The organism is Streptomyces sp. NPDC006450 (assembly GCF_040612195.1).
In the GTDB taxonomy this organism is placed as follows: Bacteria; Actinomycetota; Actinomycetes; order Streptomycetales; family Streptomycetaceae; genus Streptomyces.
Genome location: NZ_JBEXPT010000129.1, coordinates 1 through 18,165 on the forward strand (window position 1 = coordinate 1; position 18,165 = coordinate 18,165).

11 protein-coding genes are annotated in these 18,165 nt (G+C 72.9%); 7 read left to right on the forward strand and 4 right to left on the reverse strand.

What is annotated here, in order from left to right; translation table 11 throughout:
• The 5 genes from ABZY57_RS27600 to ABZY57_RS27620 form a co-directional block, all read left to right on the forward strand.
• A partial coding sequence (locus tag ABZY57_RS27600) for an FtsK/SpoIIIE domain-containing protein (RefSeq protein WP_356516404.1) occupies window positions 1-1,987 on the forward strand: 1,987 nt, incomplete at its 5' end.
• Window positions 1,988-2,171: 184 nt separating this feature from the next.
• The gene (locus ABZY57_RS27605) at window positions 2,172-3,551 is read left to right on the forward strand and encodes an ABC transporter substrate-binding protein (protein WP_356516406.1); all 1,380 of its coding nucleotides are present in this window, start codon (window positions 2,172-2,174) and stop codon (window positions 3,549-3,551) included.
• A 4-nt stretch (window positions 3,552-3,555) separates the two neighbouring features.
• Window positions 3,556-4,881 carry a sugar ABC transporter permease gene (locus ABZY57_RS27610; protein WP_356516408.1) on the forward strand — a complete coding sequence of 442 codons (1,326 nt, stop codon included), beginning with the start codon at window positions 3,556-3,558 and terminating at the stop codon, window positions 4,879-4,881.
• Complete coding sequence (locus ABZY57_RS27615) at window positions 4,878-5,825, forward strand: carbohydrate ABC transporter permease (protein ID WP_356516410.1); 948 nt, start codon at window positions 4,878-4,880, stop codon at window positions 5,823-5,825. The genes ABZY57_RS27610 and ABZY57_RS27615 overlap by 4 nt, the downstream gene beginning before the upstream one ends.
• A gap of 142 nt (window positions 5,826-5,967) precedes the next feature.
• Complete coding sequence (locus ABZY57_RS27620) at window positions 5,968-8,217, forward strand: bifunctional glycosyltransferase family 2 protein/CDP-glycerol:glycerophosphate glycerophosphotransferase (RefSeq protein WP_356516412.1); 2,250 nt, start codon at window positions 5,968-5,970, stop codon at window positions 8,215-8,217.
• Between the two features lie 180 nt (window positions 8,218-8,397).
• Here ABZY57_RS27620 and ABZY57_RS27625 read toward each other — a convergent pair whose 3' ends face one another.
• On the reverse strand, window positions 8,398-9,033 hold the full coding sequence (locus tag ABZY57_RS27625) for a TetR/AcrR family transcriptional regulator (protein WP_356516414.1): 636 nt from the start codon (window positions 9,031-9,033) through the stop codon (window positions 8,398-8,400).
• Between the two features lie 215 nt (window positions 9,034-9,248).
• Between ABZY57_RS27625 and ABZY57_RS27630 the strand changes: the two genes are divergently transcribed.
• Both ABZY57_RS27630 and ABZY57_RS27635 read left to right on the forward strand, forming a co-directional pair.
• Window positions 9,249-10,109, forward strand: a complete 861-nt coding sequence (locus ABZY57_RS27630) for an ABC transporter permease (protein WP_356516424.1) — start codon at window positions 9,249-9,251, stop codon at window positions 10,107-10,109.
• A complete protein-coding gene (locus ABZY57_RS27635; protein WP_356516416.1) occupies window positions 10,102-10,884 on the forward strand; it encodes an ABC transporter ATP-binding protein in 783 nt (260 codons plus the stop codon). The genes ABZY57_RS27630 and ABZY57_RS27635 overlap by 8 nt, the downstream gene beginning before the upstream one ends.
• 72 nt (window positions 10,885-10,956) lie before the next feature.
• On the opposite strand, the gene ABZY57_RS27640 is transcribed toward ABZY57_RS27635, so the two are convergent.
• The 3 genes from ABZY57_RS27640 to ABZY57_RS27650 all read right to left on the reverse strand — a co-directional run bounded on the left by ABZY57_RS27640 (window position 10,957) and on the right by ABZY57_RS27650 (window position 17,628).
• A complete protein-coding gene (locus ABZY57_RS27640) occupies window positions 10,957-15,939 on the reverse strand; it encodes an NAD-glutamate dehydrogenase (RefSeq protein ID WP_356516418.1) in 4,983 nt (1,660 codons plus the stop codon).
• A gap of 397 nt (window positions 15,940-16,336) precedes the next feature.
• Entirely contained in the window at window positions 16,337-17,131 is a 795-nt protein-coding gene (locus tag ABZY57_RS27645) for an HAD family hydrolase (protein ID WP_356516420.1), read from the reverse strand.
• Window positions 17,128-17,628, reverse strand: a complete 501-nt coding sequence (locus tag ABZY57_RS27650; protein WP_356516422.1) for a hypothetical protein — start codon at window positions 17,626-17,628, stop codon at window positions 17,128-17,130. The genes ABZY57_RS27645 and ABZY57_RS27650 overlap by 4 nt, the downstream gene beginning before the upstream one ends.
• Window positions 17,629-18,165: the final 537 nt, after the last annotated feature.

An 18,165-nucleotide genomic window follows, 5' to 3' on the forward strand; every position in this document is an offset into this window, starting at 1 on the left:
CCCCGCGACCCTGCTGCTCACCGCCCTCGGGCCGGCCCCGCGGCTGTGGGCCGGGCCCGCCGGGCTCGACGTCTCCCTCGGCGCGGGCAGCGAGGTCGCGCTCCGCGAGACCGGCGCGCTCGGCATCGCCGGGCCCCGGGCCCGGCTGACCGGTGTGGCCCGCTCCGTCATCGCGCGGCTCGCGGCCCTGCACGCCCCCGGCCAGCGCCTGGAGATCGTGCTGATCTCCTCCGACCGGGCCCGGCCGCTCGCCGAACGCCGCCGCGACTGGGGCTGGCTCGGCTGGCTGCCCCACGTACGCCCCGCTCACGGCCAGGACTGCCGGCTGCTGCTCGCCTACGACCGCGATCAGGCGGCCGCCCGTGCCGGGGAGCTGACCCGGCGGCTCGACGACGGCCCCCTCGGCACCCACTGGGCCGCCGCCGGCCCGGACGCGGTGCGCGAGGCCTCGTACGGCTACCGGGGCCCGTTCACGCTCCTGGTCCTCGACGGCGACCCCGGTCCCGGGGCGCTCCGGGACATCACCAGCCGGCTGGCCTCGCACGGGCCGGCCGCCGGGATCCACGTGCTGGCCCTGGCCGAGGCGCCGGCCGCGACGCCCGCCTCGCCCGTCGCCGAGACGTACGAGGCGGCCTGCGCGGCCTCGCCCGCCTTCCGGGACTGCTCGACCGCAGCGCTGCTCAGCGGTGATGTGGCCACGACCGTACGGACCTTCGCGGTCTCGGGCGGCAGACCGGCCGCGTCCGGCGGGACGGCCACGGCGGACGCCGTGTCGGCGGCCTGGGCGGAGCGGTTCGCCCGCGCCCTGGCCCCCCTGAAGGCCGACTCCCCCGTCGTGGAGGGCGGTTACCGGCCGGCCGCCGCCAACCTGCCCCTGACCTCGCGGCTGCTGGACGAGTTGGGGCTGGCCCGGGCCACCCCGGCTTCCCTGATGGCCCGTTGGGCCGCCTCCACCGATCAGGGGCAGCGCCTGGGCGGGCTGGCGGACATAGTCCTCGGCACCGGCCGGCGCGGGCCCGTGGGCGCCGAACTGGTCACCGACGGGCCGCACCTGCTGATCGAGGGGCCCGCCGGCAGCGGCCGTACGGAACTGCTGCGCTCCGTCGCGGCGTCCCTGTCGGCCGCGGCGCGGCCCGACCGGCTCGGCCTGGTCCTGCTCGACGGGGCCGGCGGTGAGCGCGGCGACGGCCTGCTGCCCTGTACCGAGCTGCCGCACGTCTCGGCGCACCTGGTCGCCTCGGACCCTTTGCGGATGCGGGAGTTCGCGCAGGCGCTGGGCGCGGAGCTCAAGCGGCGGGCCGAGCTCCTGGACGGGGTGCCGTTCTCCGAGTGGCACGCCGTGCGCGAGGTCTCCGACCGGATGGTCGCGCCGCGCCAGCCCACACCGGGCGAGCTGCGCGGCGATCTCGAACCCCAGCGTTCCGGCACCCTGCGGCTGCGCTCCTCGGCCACCCGCACCGATCCGGCGGCCGGTCCGAGCCCGCTGCCCCGCCTCGTCGTGCTCGTGGACGACTTCGACGCGCTGGTCGCGCCGGGCCTGGGCAGCACCGGCCGGCCCGCCGCCGGTTCGGTGGTCCGCGCCCTGGAGGCGGTGGCCCGCGAGGGAGCCCGTCTCGGGGTGCACCTGGTGGCCACGAGCGCGCGGCCGGACCGGACGGCCGACACCGAGCTGGCCCGGCTCACGACGCTGCGCGTGGAGCTCGACGCCCCCGACCAGCCGGGCCCCGGCCGGGGCGTGCTCCGGTACGCCGACGGGCGCGCGGTCCCGTTCCAGGGCGGCCGGGTCACCGGCCGGATCCCCCGGACGGCGACGCTGCGGCCGACGGTGGTGCCGGTGGAGTGGGAGCGGATGGGTGATCCGCCGGCCCGTCGCCCGGTCCGCGAGCTGGGCAACGGCCCGACCGACCTGGCGCTGCTGGCCAGCGCCCTGGACCGGGCCTCGCACCTGGTGTCGGCGGTCCCCGTGCTGTTCCCCCCGGCCCCCTGAACCGGCACCCGAACGGCACCGGACCGGCACCCGGCCGGCCCCTGACCGCCACCCCGGGCAGGCACCCGAGCGGGCCTGCGCGCACCCCCGTACAACGCGAGGCGGTATTGCGGGGGTGCGCGGGGCGGCGTAGACCTTGTGGCACGGGACACACCATCGCCAGCGAGGCACCGGGGGCACCGCCATGCGCAAGCACGGAACGAGCCGAACAACCACCTCTCGTACGCACCACACGTGGGCCGCTCTGGCCGTGGCCGGCGCGCTCGCGCTGAGCGCCTGCGGCGGAGACGGCAAGGAGCCCGCGAAGGGCCCGGACGGCCCCGACGCCTCGGGCGGGCCGTCCGTCGCCTTACCCCGTCTCGACGGGGAGAAGCTGGAGGTCGCCGCCGTCTGGACGGGCGCGGAGCAGGCGAACTTCGTCAAGGTCCTGGAGGAGTTCGAGCGGCGGACGGGCGCCACCGTCACCTTCGTCCCGGCGCAGGACCCGATCGTCACCTTCCTCGGATCGAAGATCGCGGGCGGCGCCCCGCCGGACGTGGCCCTGCTCCCGCAGGTGGGGGCGCTGGTCTCGGCGGTCAAGAACAAGTGGGCGCAGCCGGTGGGCGCCGACGCCCAGGCCCAGCTCGACAAGAACTACTCGAACGGCTGGAAGACGCTGGGCGCGGTCGACGGCACCCAGTACGGCGTGTACTACAAGGCCGCCAACAAGTCGCTGATCTGGTACAACGCGAAGGCCTTCGAGGCGGCGGGCGTACGGCCCCCGGCCACCTGGAAGGAGCTCCTCACGGCGGCCGACACCCTGTCCGCGTCCGGTACTCCGGCGGTTTCGGTGGCCGGGGCCGACGGCTGGACCCTGACCGACTGGTTCGAGAACGTCTACCTCTCGCAGGCGGGCCCGGAGAAGTACGACCAGTTGGCGAAGCACGAGATCAAGTGGACGGACGACAGCGTCAAGCAGGCGCTGACCTCGCTCGCCGAGCTGTTCGGCCGCAAGGACTTCCTGGCGGGCGGGCAGAGCGGGGCGCTGGCGACCGAGTTCCCGAAGTCGGTGACGCAGACCTTCACCGGCGGCGACCGGCCGGCGGCCGCGATGGTCTTCGAGGGCGACTTCGTGGCGGTGAACATCGCCCAGACGCAGGCGAAGGTGGGCACGGACGCCCTGGTCTTCCCCTTCCCGGCGGTCGGCGCCAAGGCGCCGGTGGTCTCGGGCGGGGACGTGGCGGTCGCACTGAAGGCCTCGAAGGGCGCGCAGGCGCTGCTGACGTTCCTGGCCTCGCCGGACTCGGCACGGATCCAGGCCCGTGAGGGCGGGTTCCTCTCCCCGAACAAGTCGCTCGAACCGGCCGCGTATCCGAACGACATCCAGCGCGGCATCGCCGAGGCCCTGATCGCTGCGGGCGACAACTTCCGCTTCGACATGTCGGACCAGGCCCCGGCGGCCTTCGGCGGGACGCCGGGCGCGGGCGAGTGGAAGGCGCTCCAGGACTTCCTGGCGAACCCGGCCGACGTGGCGGGGACGCAGGCGAGGCTGGAGGCGGACGCGGCCAAGGCCTACGGGAACTGATCCCGTGGCCTCCCCCGCCACCGGTCCCCGCTCCCCGAAGAGCAGGGAGACCCGGCGCCGCCGGCTGACCGCCGCGGCGTTCCTGCTCCCCTCCCTCGTCCTGCTCGGCGCGCTCGTCGTGCACCCCATCGGCTACTCGCTCTACCGCAGCTTCTTCGACCGCTCCGGCGAGGATTTCGTGGGCGTCGGGAACTACGGGGAGATCCTGCGCGACGACACGATCCGCACCGCCCTGGGGAACACGGCGATCTGGGTGGTGCTGGCCCCTGTCACCGCCACCGCGCTCGGCCTGCTCTTCGCCGTGCTGACCGAACGGGTGCGCTGGGGAACGGCCTTCAAACTGATCGTCTTCATGCCGATGGCCATCTCGATGCTCGCCGCGGGCATCATCTTCCGGCTCGTCTACGACGCCGACCCCGACCGGGGCGTCGCCAACGCCGTCTGGGTCGGCGTCCACGACACCTTCGCCGAGTCCTCCGCCTTCCCCAAGGCCCGCCCCGGCCGGGACTCGCCGCTGGTCCCGGCCGACGGAGGCGCGTTCGTGACCCGCGATCCGGTACGGGCGGGCGTGCCCGCCCCGCTCCCGCTGGTCGGCATCGCCCCGGAATCCCTCCCCTCGGGGACGCGTACGGCGCGGCCGGCCGCCACCGAGCCCGGGAAGGTCACCGGCACCGCCTGGCAGGACTTCACCCGGGGCGGGGGCGGCACGACGAACACGGTCGACGCCACCGAGTCCGCGCTGTCGGGGCTGCGCGTCGAGGCGGTCAAGGACGGCCGGGTGGTCGACTCGGCGAGGACCCGGGCCGACGGCACCTTCACGCTGTCCGCCGCGGCCGACGGCGCGGTGCTGCGGCTGCCCGCCTCGAACTTCCGGGAGGCGTACGGGGGCGTCGAGTGGCTCGGCCCGACGCTGGTGACCCCGGCGGTGATCGGGGCCTACGTGTGGATGTGGGCCGGGTTCGCGATGGTGCTGATCGGGGCCGGGCTGGCCGCCGTACCGCGCGAGCTGCTGGAGGCGGCGCGGGTGGACGGGGCGAGCGAGTGGCAGGTGCTGCGGCGGGTCACGGTGCCGCTGCTGGCGCCCGTCCTGGCCGTCGTGCTGGTCACCCTCGTCATCAACGTCATGAAGGTCTTCGACCTGGTCTTCGTGATCGCGCCGGGGGCGGTGCAGGACGACGCCAACGTCCTGGCCCTCCAGCTGTACCGGACCTCCTTCGGCACGGACGCCGATCCGGGGCTGGGCAGTGCCATCGCGGTGCTGCTGCTGGTGCTGGTGGCTCCCGTCATGGCCTACAACATCCGCCGGATGCGCCGGGAGGCCCGCCGATGAGCACAGCGCCGCGCACCCCGTCCCGTACGCCGTCCGACGCGTCCCCCGGCCCGTCCGCCGCCGCGCCCCGCGTCCCTGCCCGCCCGCCCCGCGTCCCGCCCACCGCACGGACCCTGGCCGCCCGGGCGGCGGGCGGGGCGCTGCGCGTCTTCCTCGTCCTCGCGGGCCTGTTCTGGCTGCTGCCCACGCTCGGGCTGCTGATCTCCTCCTTCCTCTCCCCCACCGCGCTGAACGACGGCGGCTGGTGGCAGGTGCTGACGGCACCCTCCCGGCTGACGGCCGACAACTACGAGCGGCTGCTGGCCAACGAGACCGTCACGGGCTCGCTGATCGACACGGCGGCCATCGCCGTCCCGGCGACCCTGCTCGTCCTGGCGCTGGGGGCGTTCGCCGGATACGCCTTCGCCTGGATGGAGTTCCCGGGCCGCGACTGGCTGTTCCTGGTCGTGGTGGCGCTGCTGGTCGTACCCGTCCAGGTGGCGTTGATCCCGGTCTCCGAACTCTTCGGCTCCATCGGCCTGTTCGAGACCACGGCGGGCGTGGTCCTCTTCCACACCGCCTTCGGGCTGCCGTTCGCCGTGTTCCTGCTGCGGAACTTCTTCGCGGAGATCCCGCGGGAGCTGCTGGAGGCGGCCCGGCTCGACGGTGCGGGCGAACTGCGGCTGTTCACACGGGTGGTGCTGCCGCTGGGCGGTCCGGCGATCGCCTCGCTCGGCATCTTCCAGTTCCTGTGGGTGTGGAACGACATGCTGGTCGCCCTGGTCTTCGCGGACTCGGCGCACCCGCCCGTCACGGTCGCGCTCCAGCAGCAGGTACGGCAGTTCGGGAACAACATCGACGTACTGGCGCCCGGGGCCTTCCTGTCGATGGTGGTGCCGCTCGTCGTCTTCTTCGCCTTCCAGCGTCAGTTCGTCTCGGGGGTGATGGCGGGAGCGATCAAGTAACCGGCTGCACCCGACCGGCTGGCGATCATGGCGTTGACGTGCCGGGTTGACGCTCCGTAACCCGAATGCCGCACCCTGCGTAACCCGATCACCACGCCGGGGGTTCCTGGGCCATATGCCCGCGCCGACCCCTGGATGTGCCGTGCCCCGGTTCAGCGTCATCGTGCCCGCGTACAAGGTCCAGGCCTACCTCCAGGAGAGTCTGGACTCGGTCCTGACCCAGTCGTACCCGGATCTCGAACTGATCGTGGTCGACGACGCCTCCCCGGACGCCTGCGGTTCGATCATCGACGACCACGCGGCCCGCGACCCCCGGGTCACCGCCGTCCACCTGGCGCACAACCTCGGCCTGGGGCCGGCCCGCAACGCGGGCCTGTCCCGGGCCACGGGCGACTACGTGCTGTTCCTCGACGGCGACGACACCCTCGCCCCCGGCGCCCTGCAGGCCATCACCGACCGGCTGAAGGCCACCGGCTCCCCGGACGTCCTCGTCTACGACTACGCGCGCACCTACTGGACCGGCGAGACGGTCCCGGGCAGCCTCTCCCACCGCCTCTCCGAAGAGGGCCCGGCCAGCTTCCGCCTCGCCGACCGCCCCTCCCTCCTCGGCATGCTGACGGTGGTGTGGAACAAGGCCTACCGCCGCGAGTACGTGGAACGCGAGGGCCTCTCCTTCCCGCCCGGCTTCTACGAGGACACCCCCTGGACCTACCCCGCGCTCCTGGCGGCGGAGTCCGTGGCGGTCCTGGACCGGGTCTGCGTGCACTACCGCCAGCGCCGCACGGGCTCGATCCTGACCACGTCCACCCGCCGCCACCTGGACGTCTTCGACCAGTACGACCGCGTCTTCGGCTACCTCGCCACCCGCCCCGAGCTGGAGCGCTGGCGGCCCGCCGTGCACCGGCGCATGGCCGAGCACTTCTGCGCCCTGTACGCGGATCCGCGCCGGCTCCCGCGCGCCGCCCGGGCCGAGTTCTTCGCCCGGGCCTCGGCCCTGCTGCGCCGCTACCGGGTGCCGGGCCCCCGTCCGCTGTCCCTGAGCCGGACGGACCGCACCCGCCACCTCCTGATGCGGCTGGGCACGAGGCGCGCGTACCGCGTCCTGTCCCTGCTCCGCTCGGCCTCGCTCACGGCGGGCCGCGCCGGGGTCACCCTGGGCCGGGGCCTGCGCGAGACCGTCCTGCGCCTGCACTACCGCACGCAGCGCCTGCTCCCCCTCCGCCCGGAGCTGGCGGTCTTCTCCGCGTACTGGCACGGCGGTTACGCCTGCAACCCGGCGGCGATCGAGGCCAAGCTGCGCGAACTCGCCCCGCGCATGCGGACGGCCTGGATCTGCGAACCCGGACACGCCTCGACCCTGCCCCGTGACACCACCCCCCTGCGCCCGGGCTCGGCGGCGTACTGGACGGCCCTGGCCCGCGCCACCTACCTCGTCACGAACGTCAACTTCGACCGTGCGCTGGTCAAGCGCCCCGGCCAGATCCTCGTCCAGACGCAGCACGGCACCCCGCTCAAGCGGGTCGGCCTCGACCTCCAGGACCGTCCGGCGGCCACCCCCACGACGGACTTCGCGGGCCTGCTCCGCGGCGCGGACCAGTGGGACTACCTGCTCTCCTCCAACCGCCACTCCACCCTCGTCTGGGAGAAGGCGGTCCCGTCCTCGTACACCACGCTCGAATACGGCTATCCCCGCAACGACGTGTTCCACCAGGCCACCCAGGCGGACGTCCTGGAACTGCGCGAACGCCTCGGCATCCCGCCGGGCTCCACGGCGATCCTGTACGCGCCGACGCACCGCGACTACCGCCGCAGCCGCCCCGCCCCGCCGGACTTCGAGCGCATCCTGCGCGACCTGGGCCCGCGCTTCACGATCCTGACCCGCACCCACCTCACCTACGCGGGCGCGCCCTCCCCCGAGCCGCACCCGCGCCTGCTGGACGTCTCGTCCCACCCCTCCGTCGAGGAACTCTGCCTGGCCTCCGACGCGTTGGTGACGGACTACTCGTCCCTGATGTTCGACTACGCGTCCCTGGACCGCCCGATCGTCATCCACGCGGACGACTGGGAGGCGTACGAGGCCTCCCGCGGCACGTACTTCGACCTCCGGGCCTTCCCCCCGGGGGCGATCGCCCGCACCGAGGACGAGCTGGTGGACATCTTCTCCACCGGCCACTGGCAGGGCTCGCGCTCGGCGCAGCTCCGCGCGTCCTTCCGGACCCGGTTCTGCACGCACGACGACGGCCAGGCGGCGGAGCGCGTGGTCCGCCGCGTCTTCCTGAGCCAGCCGACCGCGCCCATCACCCCCCTGGAAGACCGCCGCCCCGCCCCGGCAGCCCCCTCCGCCACCCCGGAACCCACCCTGGCCCACCTGACCGCGAGCCGTTGGCCGTAACGGACGTCAGCCGCCCCGGCGCCGAAGGACCGAGCGCCGGGGCGCAGCCCCGGTCCCCCTCGGCCCATCCGACGCGTGAGGACCGGGGCCCGGGGCGCAGGCCCCACGGGGGCCCGGGGCGCAGCCCCGGGGAACGGGCGATGGGCGGGGAGGGGGCGAGACCCGCGCAGCGGGAGTCCCTCAGGCCGGCCCGGCCGTCATCCCGGCAACGACCGACCGCGCAAGGTCGTCCAGGTATCCCGCCGGGACGACGTCCCGTACAACGACCTGCCGCCAGTACAACGGCCCGATCGCCAGATCGAGCGCCCTGCCCGCGTCCACCCCCACCGGCAGCTCCCCCCGCGACACCGCCTCGGCGATGATCCCCTCCGCCATCCGCCGCTGCCCCTCCAGCAGAGCCCCCCGCACCGCGTCCGCGATCTCCGGATTACGCGCCGCCTCCACCAGCAGGTCAGGGATCACCGCCGAGGCCACCGGATGCCGCAGCACATGCGTCATCACCTCCAGCAGCGCGCGTACGTCCCCGTGGAGCGACCCCGTCGACGGCACCGGCAGGCCGTCCGTCGCGAAGGCGCCGACCAGGTCCAGCACCAGGTGCAGCTTCGACTTCCACCGGCGGTACACGGCCGTCTTCCCCACGCCCGCCCGCCGCGCGATGCCCTCGATCGACATCCGCGCGAAGCCGACGGTGGCCAGCTCCTCGACGACGGCCGCACGGATCGCCTCGGTCACGTCCTCGCGCAGGACGGCGGCACCGGCGGGGGCTCTTCGGGCGGCGGGGGCGGGGGCAGGGGCGGCAGCAGGCTCACGGGTCATGAGCAGAGCATAGCCCGCGACGACGATACGGTTGCGTTCCGACGTCTCACGATCTAACCTCACCGTAGCGACGATACGGACCCGTCCCATCGCCGGCCGACGCCCCGACCCCGTCGAAAGCGACCCACGTGACTGCGACCACCGCGCCACCCCCGGCCCCCGCCCCCGCCCCGGCGAACCACCAGCCCGGGGCCAACGGCAGGGCCCCGGACCCCATCGCCGAGCTGGCGGCGGCCCACGACCTGACCCTCAGTGGAGCCCGCCCCACCCTCCCCCGCTACCTCGCGCAGCTCTGGGGCCGGCGCCACTTCGTGACCGCGTACGCCACCGCCCGGATGCACGCCCAGTACAGCCAGGCCAGCCTCGGCCAGGTCTGGCACCTGATGACCCCGCTGCTCAACGCCGCCGTCTACTACTTCATCTTCGGCATCGTCATGCACGCCGAGCGCGGCGTGCCGAACTACATCACCTTCCTGATCACGGGCGTCTTCGTCTGGGACTTCATCGGAAGCTGCATCAACGCCTCGACGCGCGCCGTCCAGTCCAACCTGGGCCTGGTGCGCGCCCTGCACTTCCCGCGCGCCTCGCTGCCGCTGTCCACCGTCGTCCAGCTCTTCCAGCAGTTGCTGATCACCATGGGCGCGCTGATCATCCTGCTGCTCGTCTTCGGCCAGACCCCGGCCCTGAGCTGGGTGCTGGCCCTCCCCACCCTCGTCCTCATGGCCGTCTTCTGCGCCGGCTGCGCCATGGTCATGGCGCGGGTCGGGGCGAAGAGCCCGGACGTCAGCCAGCTGATGCCCTTCATCCTGCGGACGTGGATGTACGCCTCGGGCGTCATGTGGTCGATCGACCAGATGCTCACGACGGACCACCTGCCGCACTGGGTCTCGATGGCCCTCAAGCTCAACCCGGCCGCCGTCTACATCGACCTGATGCGCTTCTCGCTCATCGACTCGTACACGGCGCACCAGCTCCCGCACCACGTGTGGCTGGTCGCCCTGGGCTGGGCCCTGCTCGCCGGCGTCGGCGGGTTCGTTTTCTTCTGGAAGGCAGAGGAGGAGTACGGCCGTGGCTGACACCGCAACCGGGACCCGGACCCCGACCGTCATCGCCGACGACGTCCACGTGATCTACAAGGTGCACGGCTCGGGCGGCCGCAAGGGCGGCGCGACCGCGGCCCTGAGCCGGATGTTCTCCCGCAGGCCCGCCCCCGGCATCCGCGAGGTGCACGCCGTCAAGGGCGTCAGCTTCACCGCGTACAAGGGCGAGGCCATCGGCCTGATCGGCACCAACGGCTCCGGCAAGTCCACCCTGCTGTCCGCCATCGCCGGCCTCCAGCCGGTCGCGCGCGGCAGGATCTTCTCGCACGGCCAGCCGTCCCTGCTCGGCGTGAACGCCGCCCTGATGAACGACCTGACCGGCGAACGCAACGTGGTCCTCGGCGGGCTCGCCATGGGAATGTCCAAGCAGCAGATCCGGCAGCGCTACCAGGAGATCGTCGACTTCTCCGGAATCAACGAGAAGGGCGACTTCATCTCCCTGCCCATGCGCACCTACTCCTCCGGCATGGGCGCCCGGCTGCGCTTCTCCATCGCCGCCGCCAAGGACCACGACGTCCTGATGATCGACGAGGCCCTGGCCACCGGCGACGCCGCCTTCCAGCGCCGCAGCCAGGCCCGCATCGAGGAACTCCGCGAACGGGCCGGCACCGTCTTCCTCGTCAGCCACGGCATCGGCACGGTCCGCGAGACCTGCGACCGCGCGATCTGGCTCGAATCAGGCGTCCTGCGCATGGACGGCCCCTCCAAAGAGGTCTGCGACGCCTACGAAGCCTTCACCCGCAAGCGCTGACCACATGGGCCGGGCCCGGAACCCCCAAGGGGGTCCCGGGCCCGGCCCGTACGAGTTCCGCCGCCCGCAGGGCTACGCGTGCGCCCTCAGGAGCGACCGCATCGTCCGCATGGCCACCGACAGGTTCGCCAGGTCGAAGTCGTCCGACCCCTGGATCTCGTCCAGGGTCGTCCGCGCCCGCCCGATGATCGCCGAGTTCTTCTCCTCCCACGCCTTGAAGCGCTCCTCGGGAGTGGAAGTACCGTTCCCGACCGCCAGCACGTCCGCGGTCAGCGCCGCGTGCGCCGAGAACAGGTCCTCGCGGATGGACGCGCGGGCCATCGACTGCCAGCGGTCGGCCCGCGGCAGTTCGATGATCCGGTCCATCAGCTGGGTGATGTCGAGCCGGTCGGCGAGGTCGTAGTACACCTCGGCGACGGCCAGCGGCTCGACGCCCGTACGGTCCGAGATCGCGACGATGTCCAGCGTCGGGAAGGCCGAGGAGAACCCGGCCACCTTCGCCGCCAGCTCCTCCGGCACGCCCTCGCCGATCAGCTCGGCCATGACCGCCTCGTACCACTCCAGGTCCGCGCCGCGCACCAGCTTCGGCAGGTCCGACCAGACCCGCTCCACCCGCTCGGCGAAGAACTCGATGGTCTCGGTGATCTGGAGCGGCTGCGGCCGGTTGTTCAGCAGCCAGCGCGTACCGCGCTCGACCAGCCGCCGCGAGTGCAGCCGGATCCGGGTCTGGACGTCGGCGGCGACCTTGTTGTCGAGGGCCTCGACCGCGTCCCACACGCCGGCCAGGCCGAAGATCTCGCGGGCCGCGAGCTGCGCCCGGACGATCTCCTCCAGGGAGGCTCCGGTCTCCTCGCGCAGTCGGTGCAGGAAGGTCGAGCCACCGCTGTTGACGGTGTCGTTGACCAGCACCGTGGTGATGATCTCGCGGCGCAGCGCGTGCCCGTCGACCTGCTCGGGGAACTTCGCCAGCAGCGCGGCCGGGAAGTAGGCGTGCAGCAGGCGGTCGAGGTACGGGTCGTCCGGCAGCTCGGTGTGGATGAGCTCGTCCGCCACCGTGATCTTGGTGTAGGCGAACAGGACGGCCAGCTCCGGCTGGGTCAGGCCCTTGCCGTTGTTCAGCAGCTCTCGGAGCTGCCGGTCGTTGGGCAGGAACTCCAGCGCGCGGTCCAGCAGGCCGTCCCGGCCCAGGCGGCGCATGAAGCGCTGCTGGGCGTGGAGCAGGCTGGGGGCCTGGGCGGCGCCGTTGGACAGCGCCACGTTCTGCGCGTAGTTGTTGCGCAGCACCAGACGGCCGACCTCGTCGGTCATCTCGGCGAGGAACTTGTTGCGCTGCTTGACGGTCAGGTCCCCGTCGGCGACGACCGAGTTCAGCAGGATCTTGATGTTCACCTCGTGGTCGGAGGTGTCCACGCCCGCGCTGTTGTCGATGGCGTCGGTGTTGATCTTGCCGCCCTCGCCGCCGGCGCCGCTGCGGGCGAACTCGATGCGGCCGAGCTGGGTCAGGCCCAGGTTGCCGCCCTCGCCGATGACCTTGGCGAACACGTCGGAGCCGTTGACGCGGATGGCGTCGTTGGCCTTGTCGCCGACGTCGGCGTGCGTCTCGGCCGTCGCCTTGACGTACGTACCGATGCCGCCGTTCCACAGCAGGTCCACGGGGGCCTTGAGGATGGCCTGCATCAGCTCGGCCGGGGTCATCTTGGTGACGCCCGCCTCGATGCCGAGGGCCGCGCGGACCTGCGCGTTGACCGGGATGGCCTTGGCGCTGCGCGGGTGGATCCCGCCGCCGGCGGACAGCAGCTCGCTGTCGTAGTCGGCCCACGAGGAGCGCGGCAGCTCGAACAGGCGCCGGCGCTCGGCGTAGGAGGTCGCCGCGTCCGGGTTCGGGTCGATGAAGATGTGCCGGTGGTCGAAGGCCGCGACGAGGCGGATGTGCTCGGAGAGCAGCATGCCGTTGCCGAAGACGTCGCCGGACATGTCGCCGACGCCCACGACCGTGAAGTCCTGGGTCTGGGTGTCGTGCCCGAGCTCGCGGAAGTGCCGCTTGACGGACTCCCAGGCGCCGCGGGCGGTGATGCCCATGCCCTTGTGGTCGTAGCCGGCCGAGCCGCCGGAGGCGAAGGCGTCGCCCAGCCAGAACCCGTAGGACTCGGCGACCCCGTTGGCGATGTCGGAGAAGGTCGCGGTGCCCTTGTCGGCGGCGACGACGAGGTAGGTGTCGTCCTCGTCGTGGCGGACCACGCCCTTGGGCCGCACGACCTCGCCGCCGACCATGTTGTCGGTGATGTCGAGCAGCGCCGAGATGAAGATCTTGTACGAGGCGATGCCCTCGGCGAGCCAGGCGTCGCGGTCCACCGACGGGTCGGGGAGGTTCTTGGCGACGAAGCCGCCCTTGGCGCCGACGGGCACGATGACGGTGTTCTTGACCATCTGCGCCTTGACCAGGCCGAGGATCTCCGTACGGAAGTCCTCGCGGCGGTCGGACCAGCGCAGGCCACCACGGGCGACCTTGCCGAAGCGCAGGTGGACGCCCTCGACGCGCGGGGAGTACACCCAGATCTCGAAGGCCGGACGCGGCGCCGGCAGGTCGGGGATGGCCTGCGGGTCGAACTTCATCGACACGTACGAGTGCTGCTCGCCCGCGGCGTTGAGCTGGAAGAAGTTCGTGCGCAGCGTCGCCTTGATGAGGGTGAGGAAGGAGCGCAGGATCCGGTCCTCGTCCAGCGAGGCGACCTGGTCCAGGGCCCCGTCCAGCTCCTCCAGCATCGCGTCGACGAGCTCGGTGCCCGCGGACTGGCGGCCCGGCGACATCCGGGCCTCGAAGAGGGAGACGAGCAGCCGGGTGGTGTGGACGTTGTTGCGGAGGGTGTCCTCCATGTAGTCCTGGCTGAAGGTGGCACCCGCCTGGCGCAGGTACTTGGCGTACGCGCGCAGGACCACGGCCTGGCGCCAGGTCAGTCCGGCGCCCAGCACCAGGGTGTTGAAGTTGTCGTTCTCGGCGTCGCCCTGCCAGACCGCCGAGAAGGCGTCCTGGAACCGCTCGCGGGCGTCGTCGCCGAGGTAGGGGGAGGTCCCGGCGGAGTCCCCGTTGCCGCTCGCGAGCGGCATCCGCAGACCGAAGTCGTAGATCCACGCGTTGGTGCGGTCGGTGCAGCGCAGCTCGTACGGCCGCTCGTCGGTGACCTCGACGCCCAGGCGCTGCAGGACCGGCAGGACCGCGGAGAGCGAGACCTGCTCACCCGTGCGGTAGATCTTGAACCGGCGTTCGCCGGGGCCCGCGCCGACCGGCTCGTACAGCGACAGCGCGAACTCGCGGTCGCTCGCGGACAGCCGCTCCAGGTGGCACAGGTCCGCCACGGCCGAACGCGGCGAGTGGTCGGCCTTGTAGCCCTCGGGGAAGGAGTTCGCGTACTTGCGCAGCAGCTCGGCGGCGCGCTCCTCACCCAGCTCCGCGACGAGCGCCTCGCCGAAGCCGTCGGCCCAGGACCGGGCGGCCTCGACCAGGCGGCCCTCGAGGTGCTCGACGTCGGCGTCGGTCAGCGCGGGCAGCTCGGTGCCCTGCGGGACGCGGACCACGAAGTGGATGCGGGAGAGGATCGACTCGGTGTTCCAGGCGGTGAAGTCGACGCTGATGCCGCCGAGCTCCTCCTTCAGGATGTCCATCAGGCGCAGCCGGACGCCGGTGGTGAACCGGTCGCGCGGCAGGTAGACGAGCGCGGAGTAGTAGCGCCCGTACTCGTCCTGGCGCAGGTACAGCCGCAGCCGGCGGCGCTCCTGGAGGTACAGGACGGAGGTGGCGATGGCCTGGAGCTGGTCGACCGGGGTCTGGAACAGCTCGTCGCGCGGGTAGGTCTCCAGGATCTGGAGCAGGTCGCGGCCGTCGTGGCTGGACGGGGCGAAGCCCGCGCCTTCGAGGACCTCGGCGACCTTGCGGCGGATGACCGGGACCCGGCGCACCGACTCGGTGTACGCGGCGGAGGAGAACAGGCCGAGGAAGCGGCGCTCGCCGACGACGTTGCCCTCGGCGTCGAACTTCTTCACGCCCACGTAGTCGAGGTACGAGGGGCGGTGCACGGTGGAGCGGCTGTTGGCCTTGGTCAGCACCAGCAGGCGGTGCTCGCGGGCCTTGGCGCGGGCGTCGGCCGGCAGCCGGTTGAAGGACGGCGAGACGGGGTGCGCCTCGTCCTGGCCGTGGTGCACCGGGTCGGAGCGCAGGATGCCGAGACCGGTGCCGGGCACGGCGGCCAGGGAGTCCCCGTCGACGAGGTTGTACTCGCGGTAGCCGAGGAAGGTGAAGTGGTCGTCGGCGAGCCAGCGCAGCAGTTCGCGCGCCTCTTCGAGCTCGTACTCGCGCAGGTCCGGGGCGGTCGGCTCCTCGGGCAGCTGCTGAGCGATGCGCAGCGCAGCGTCGCGCATCTTCTCCCAGTCCTCGACGGACTCGCGCACGTCGGACAGGACGCGCAGCAGATCGACGGTGATCTGCTTGAGGTCGGCCCGGTCGGTCTCGCGGTCGATCTCGACGTGGATCCAGGACTCGACGAGGGAGTCGTGGGGGCGCGCGGTGCGGGGACCGTGCGCGTCGCAGTCGGGGCCGAGGATCTCGATCAGCTTGCCGGTGACGTCGCGGCGGACGACGACCTGTGGGTGGATCACGACGTGGATGCCGCGGCCCTGGCGGGACAGCTCGTTCGTCACGGAGTCCACGAGGAACGGCATGTCGTCGGTGACCACCTCGACGACGGAGTGGCTGGAGGTCCAGCCGTTCTCCTCCACCGTGGGCGTGTGCACGCGCACGTTCGCCGTGCCCTGCGGACGGTTCTCCGCGAGCCGGTAGTGCGAGAGTGCGGCCCCGAACACGTCGACCGGGTCCCGGTCGAAGAGGTCCTCCGGGGCGGTGTGCAGGTAGTAGCGCTGGAGGTAGGCGAGAGTCGTGTCCCGGTCGGGACGCTCCCCCTGCTCGGACCCAGTCGGAAGTAGCCCCCCGGCCGGGCTGTTCTCAGCTACCCGTGCCGCCCGCGCGAGCAGCTCGGCCTTTGCTTCGTCCAGCTTGGTCTGCATGTCCTCTGGCTCCTGTCGCGCGCCATTGCGTGACGTAGGTGAAGGAAGGAATGGCATAGCACCGCGAGGCGGGGTGTCGGTGTCCGTTCGGGATCGACGCTATGCCGTCGAGAGAGCCCACCGGGAGGAAATCGGCCATGATCGGCAGGATGTCCCGGGGGCGGGGATCAGCGACGGCCCGGGCACCGTGGTGCGCCGGGCGCCGGCCGGAGGCTTCAGTGCCTCCGAGAACTATCGCGCTGATCACGGGTACCAGGCTATCTCGCTCCACCCCCGGCTCGTCATGAGCTGTATGTGTACAAAAGAGGGGGGGTAACTTTGACACTCTGGACAGGGTCCGGCCCGGCCGGGCGTGCCTGGCCGGGGCGTCGTCGCTCTCCGCTCATGCGCCGGGTCGCTATCCGGCCAGTTCGCGAGCAGTGCGTACGGCCTCCGCCAGGCTGTCCACTACGGGGACACCGGCTGATTCCAGACTGCGGCGGCTGTGCGAACCGCCCGTGTAGAGGACGGCCCGCGCACCCACGTGCGCGGCGGCCAGCGCGTCGTCGACGGCGTCTCCGATGAGTACCGTACGACCGGCGGTCACTCCCGTCCCGTGCAGGGCCGCCAAGTGACGTACGAGATGTCCCGCCTTGGTGGTGTGGGAGGGCCCGGTGCGCCCGTCGACGCGCAGGAAGTGCCCGTCGATCCCGTGCGCCCGGACGAGCGGGACGAGCTTGTCGTGGGGCGCGAGGGACAGCAGGGACTGCGTGAGCCCGCCCTCCTGCCAGTCCCTCAGGAGTTCGAGGGCCCCCTCGGCGAGCCCTGCGTCCTCGGCGGCCACCCAGTAGTGGCGGTGGAAGGCCTCGTCCATGACCAGCCACTCGGCGTCCGTGGGAAGCCGGCCCATGAGGCGCTCGTAGAACTTCGGCACCGGTACGACGTACAGCTCGCGGTACCGCTCCAGGGTGATCGGCGCGAGGCCGAGCTCCGCGAAGGAGGCGTTGGTGGCGGCTATCACGGCGTCGATGTCGTGGAGCAGCGTGCCGTTCCAGTCCCAGACGATGTGCGGGGCCGCGGGCGCGGCGACCGGGACGGCCGGGCCCCCGGACGCGGCGGCCACGGGGTGGACGGCCACGGGCTCCGGCACCGCGAGTGCGGGGCCCTCGGGCGTCGGGACCACGCGCGCGGGGTCCTCGGGTGCCGCGCTCATTTCAGCAGCCCCGGAATCTCCTGGACCCCGAACCACAGCAGCTCGTGGTCCTCGGCGCCGTCGACGGTGAACTGCGCGTCCTCGTCGCCCGCTTCCGCGGCCGCAACGGCCGCCACGGCGGCGCTCACGTCCTCCAGGGCCTCTTCCGCGTCCACGTGCACCGCGGCGGCCACCGAAAGCCGTACGGCCCCGGCGAGGGCCACCTGGCCGAGCGCGGCCTCGTCGACGCCGGGGGTGGCGGTGGCGGCCTTGTCGTCCACGTCGACGGCCACCACGACCCGCTTGCGGGGCGCGGCCCCGTCCTCGGCGATCATCCGCAGCGAGGCGGCGGCGGCCCGGGTCAGGGCGGCGTACTCCAGCTCCTCGATGTCGTCCGACACGTACCACTCGCGCAGCCCGGGCGTGACGGCGTACGCCCGCAGCGGAGCCGGGCCCAGCTCACCGGCCTGGTGCGCCTCGGCGAGCCCGGGCAGGGTCAGGGGGACGTACACACGCATGGCCGGCTGCTTTCGGTAGTCGGAAACGCCCCCAGGATACGACCGGCTCCCACCCCCGCCTCCCCGACGCCCCCGCGCACGCCCCGGCCCCGGGGGCCTCCCCGGCTTCGGCGGCCCGCACCGGACCGGACTCCGTCCGTGACCGCCCGCGTCCCCCTTCGGGGTGCCCCGGCGGGGCCGTGCGGCGTCCACCTCGGTCCCTGCGGGGCCCGGGCGGGGCCCAGGGGCGGCCGGGGGCCCGACCCGGATAGGTGAAGGCCGGCCCGCTGCGGCGCGGCCCCGCGGCGCCGTTGCGGAGCGTGTGCGCAGCCCCGTAGAAGTCCCCTGACAAGTTACCGCTCGGTACCGATCCGGGCACGAACCCAGGGACGGCCGCGATGCCCACCAGCACACCCCGCGCCACCGACAGCACCACCGACCCCGCGCGGCCGACGAGCCCCGCACCCCTCGGGGCCGCCCGACGCCCCGGGACCCCCGGGAGCGCCCGCCCGGTCGGCGGCGCCGGCACCGGCCCGGGCCGCGGCTCCGCGAGGCCGG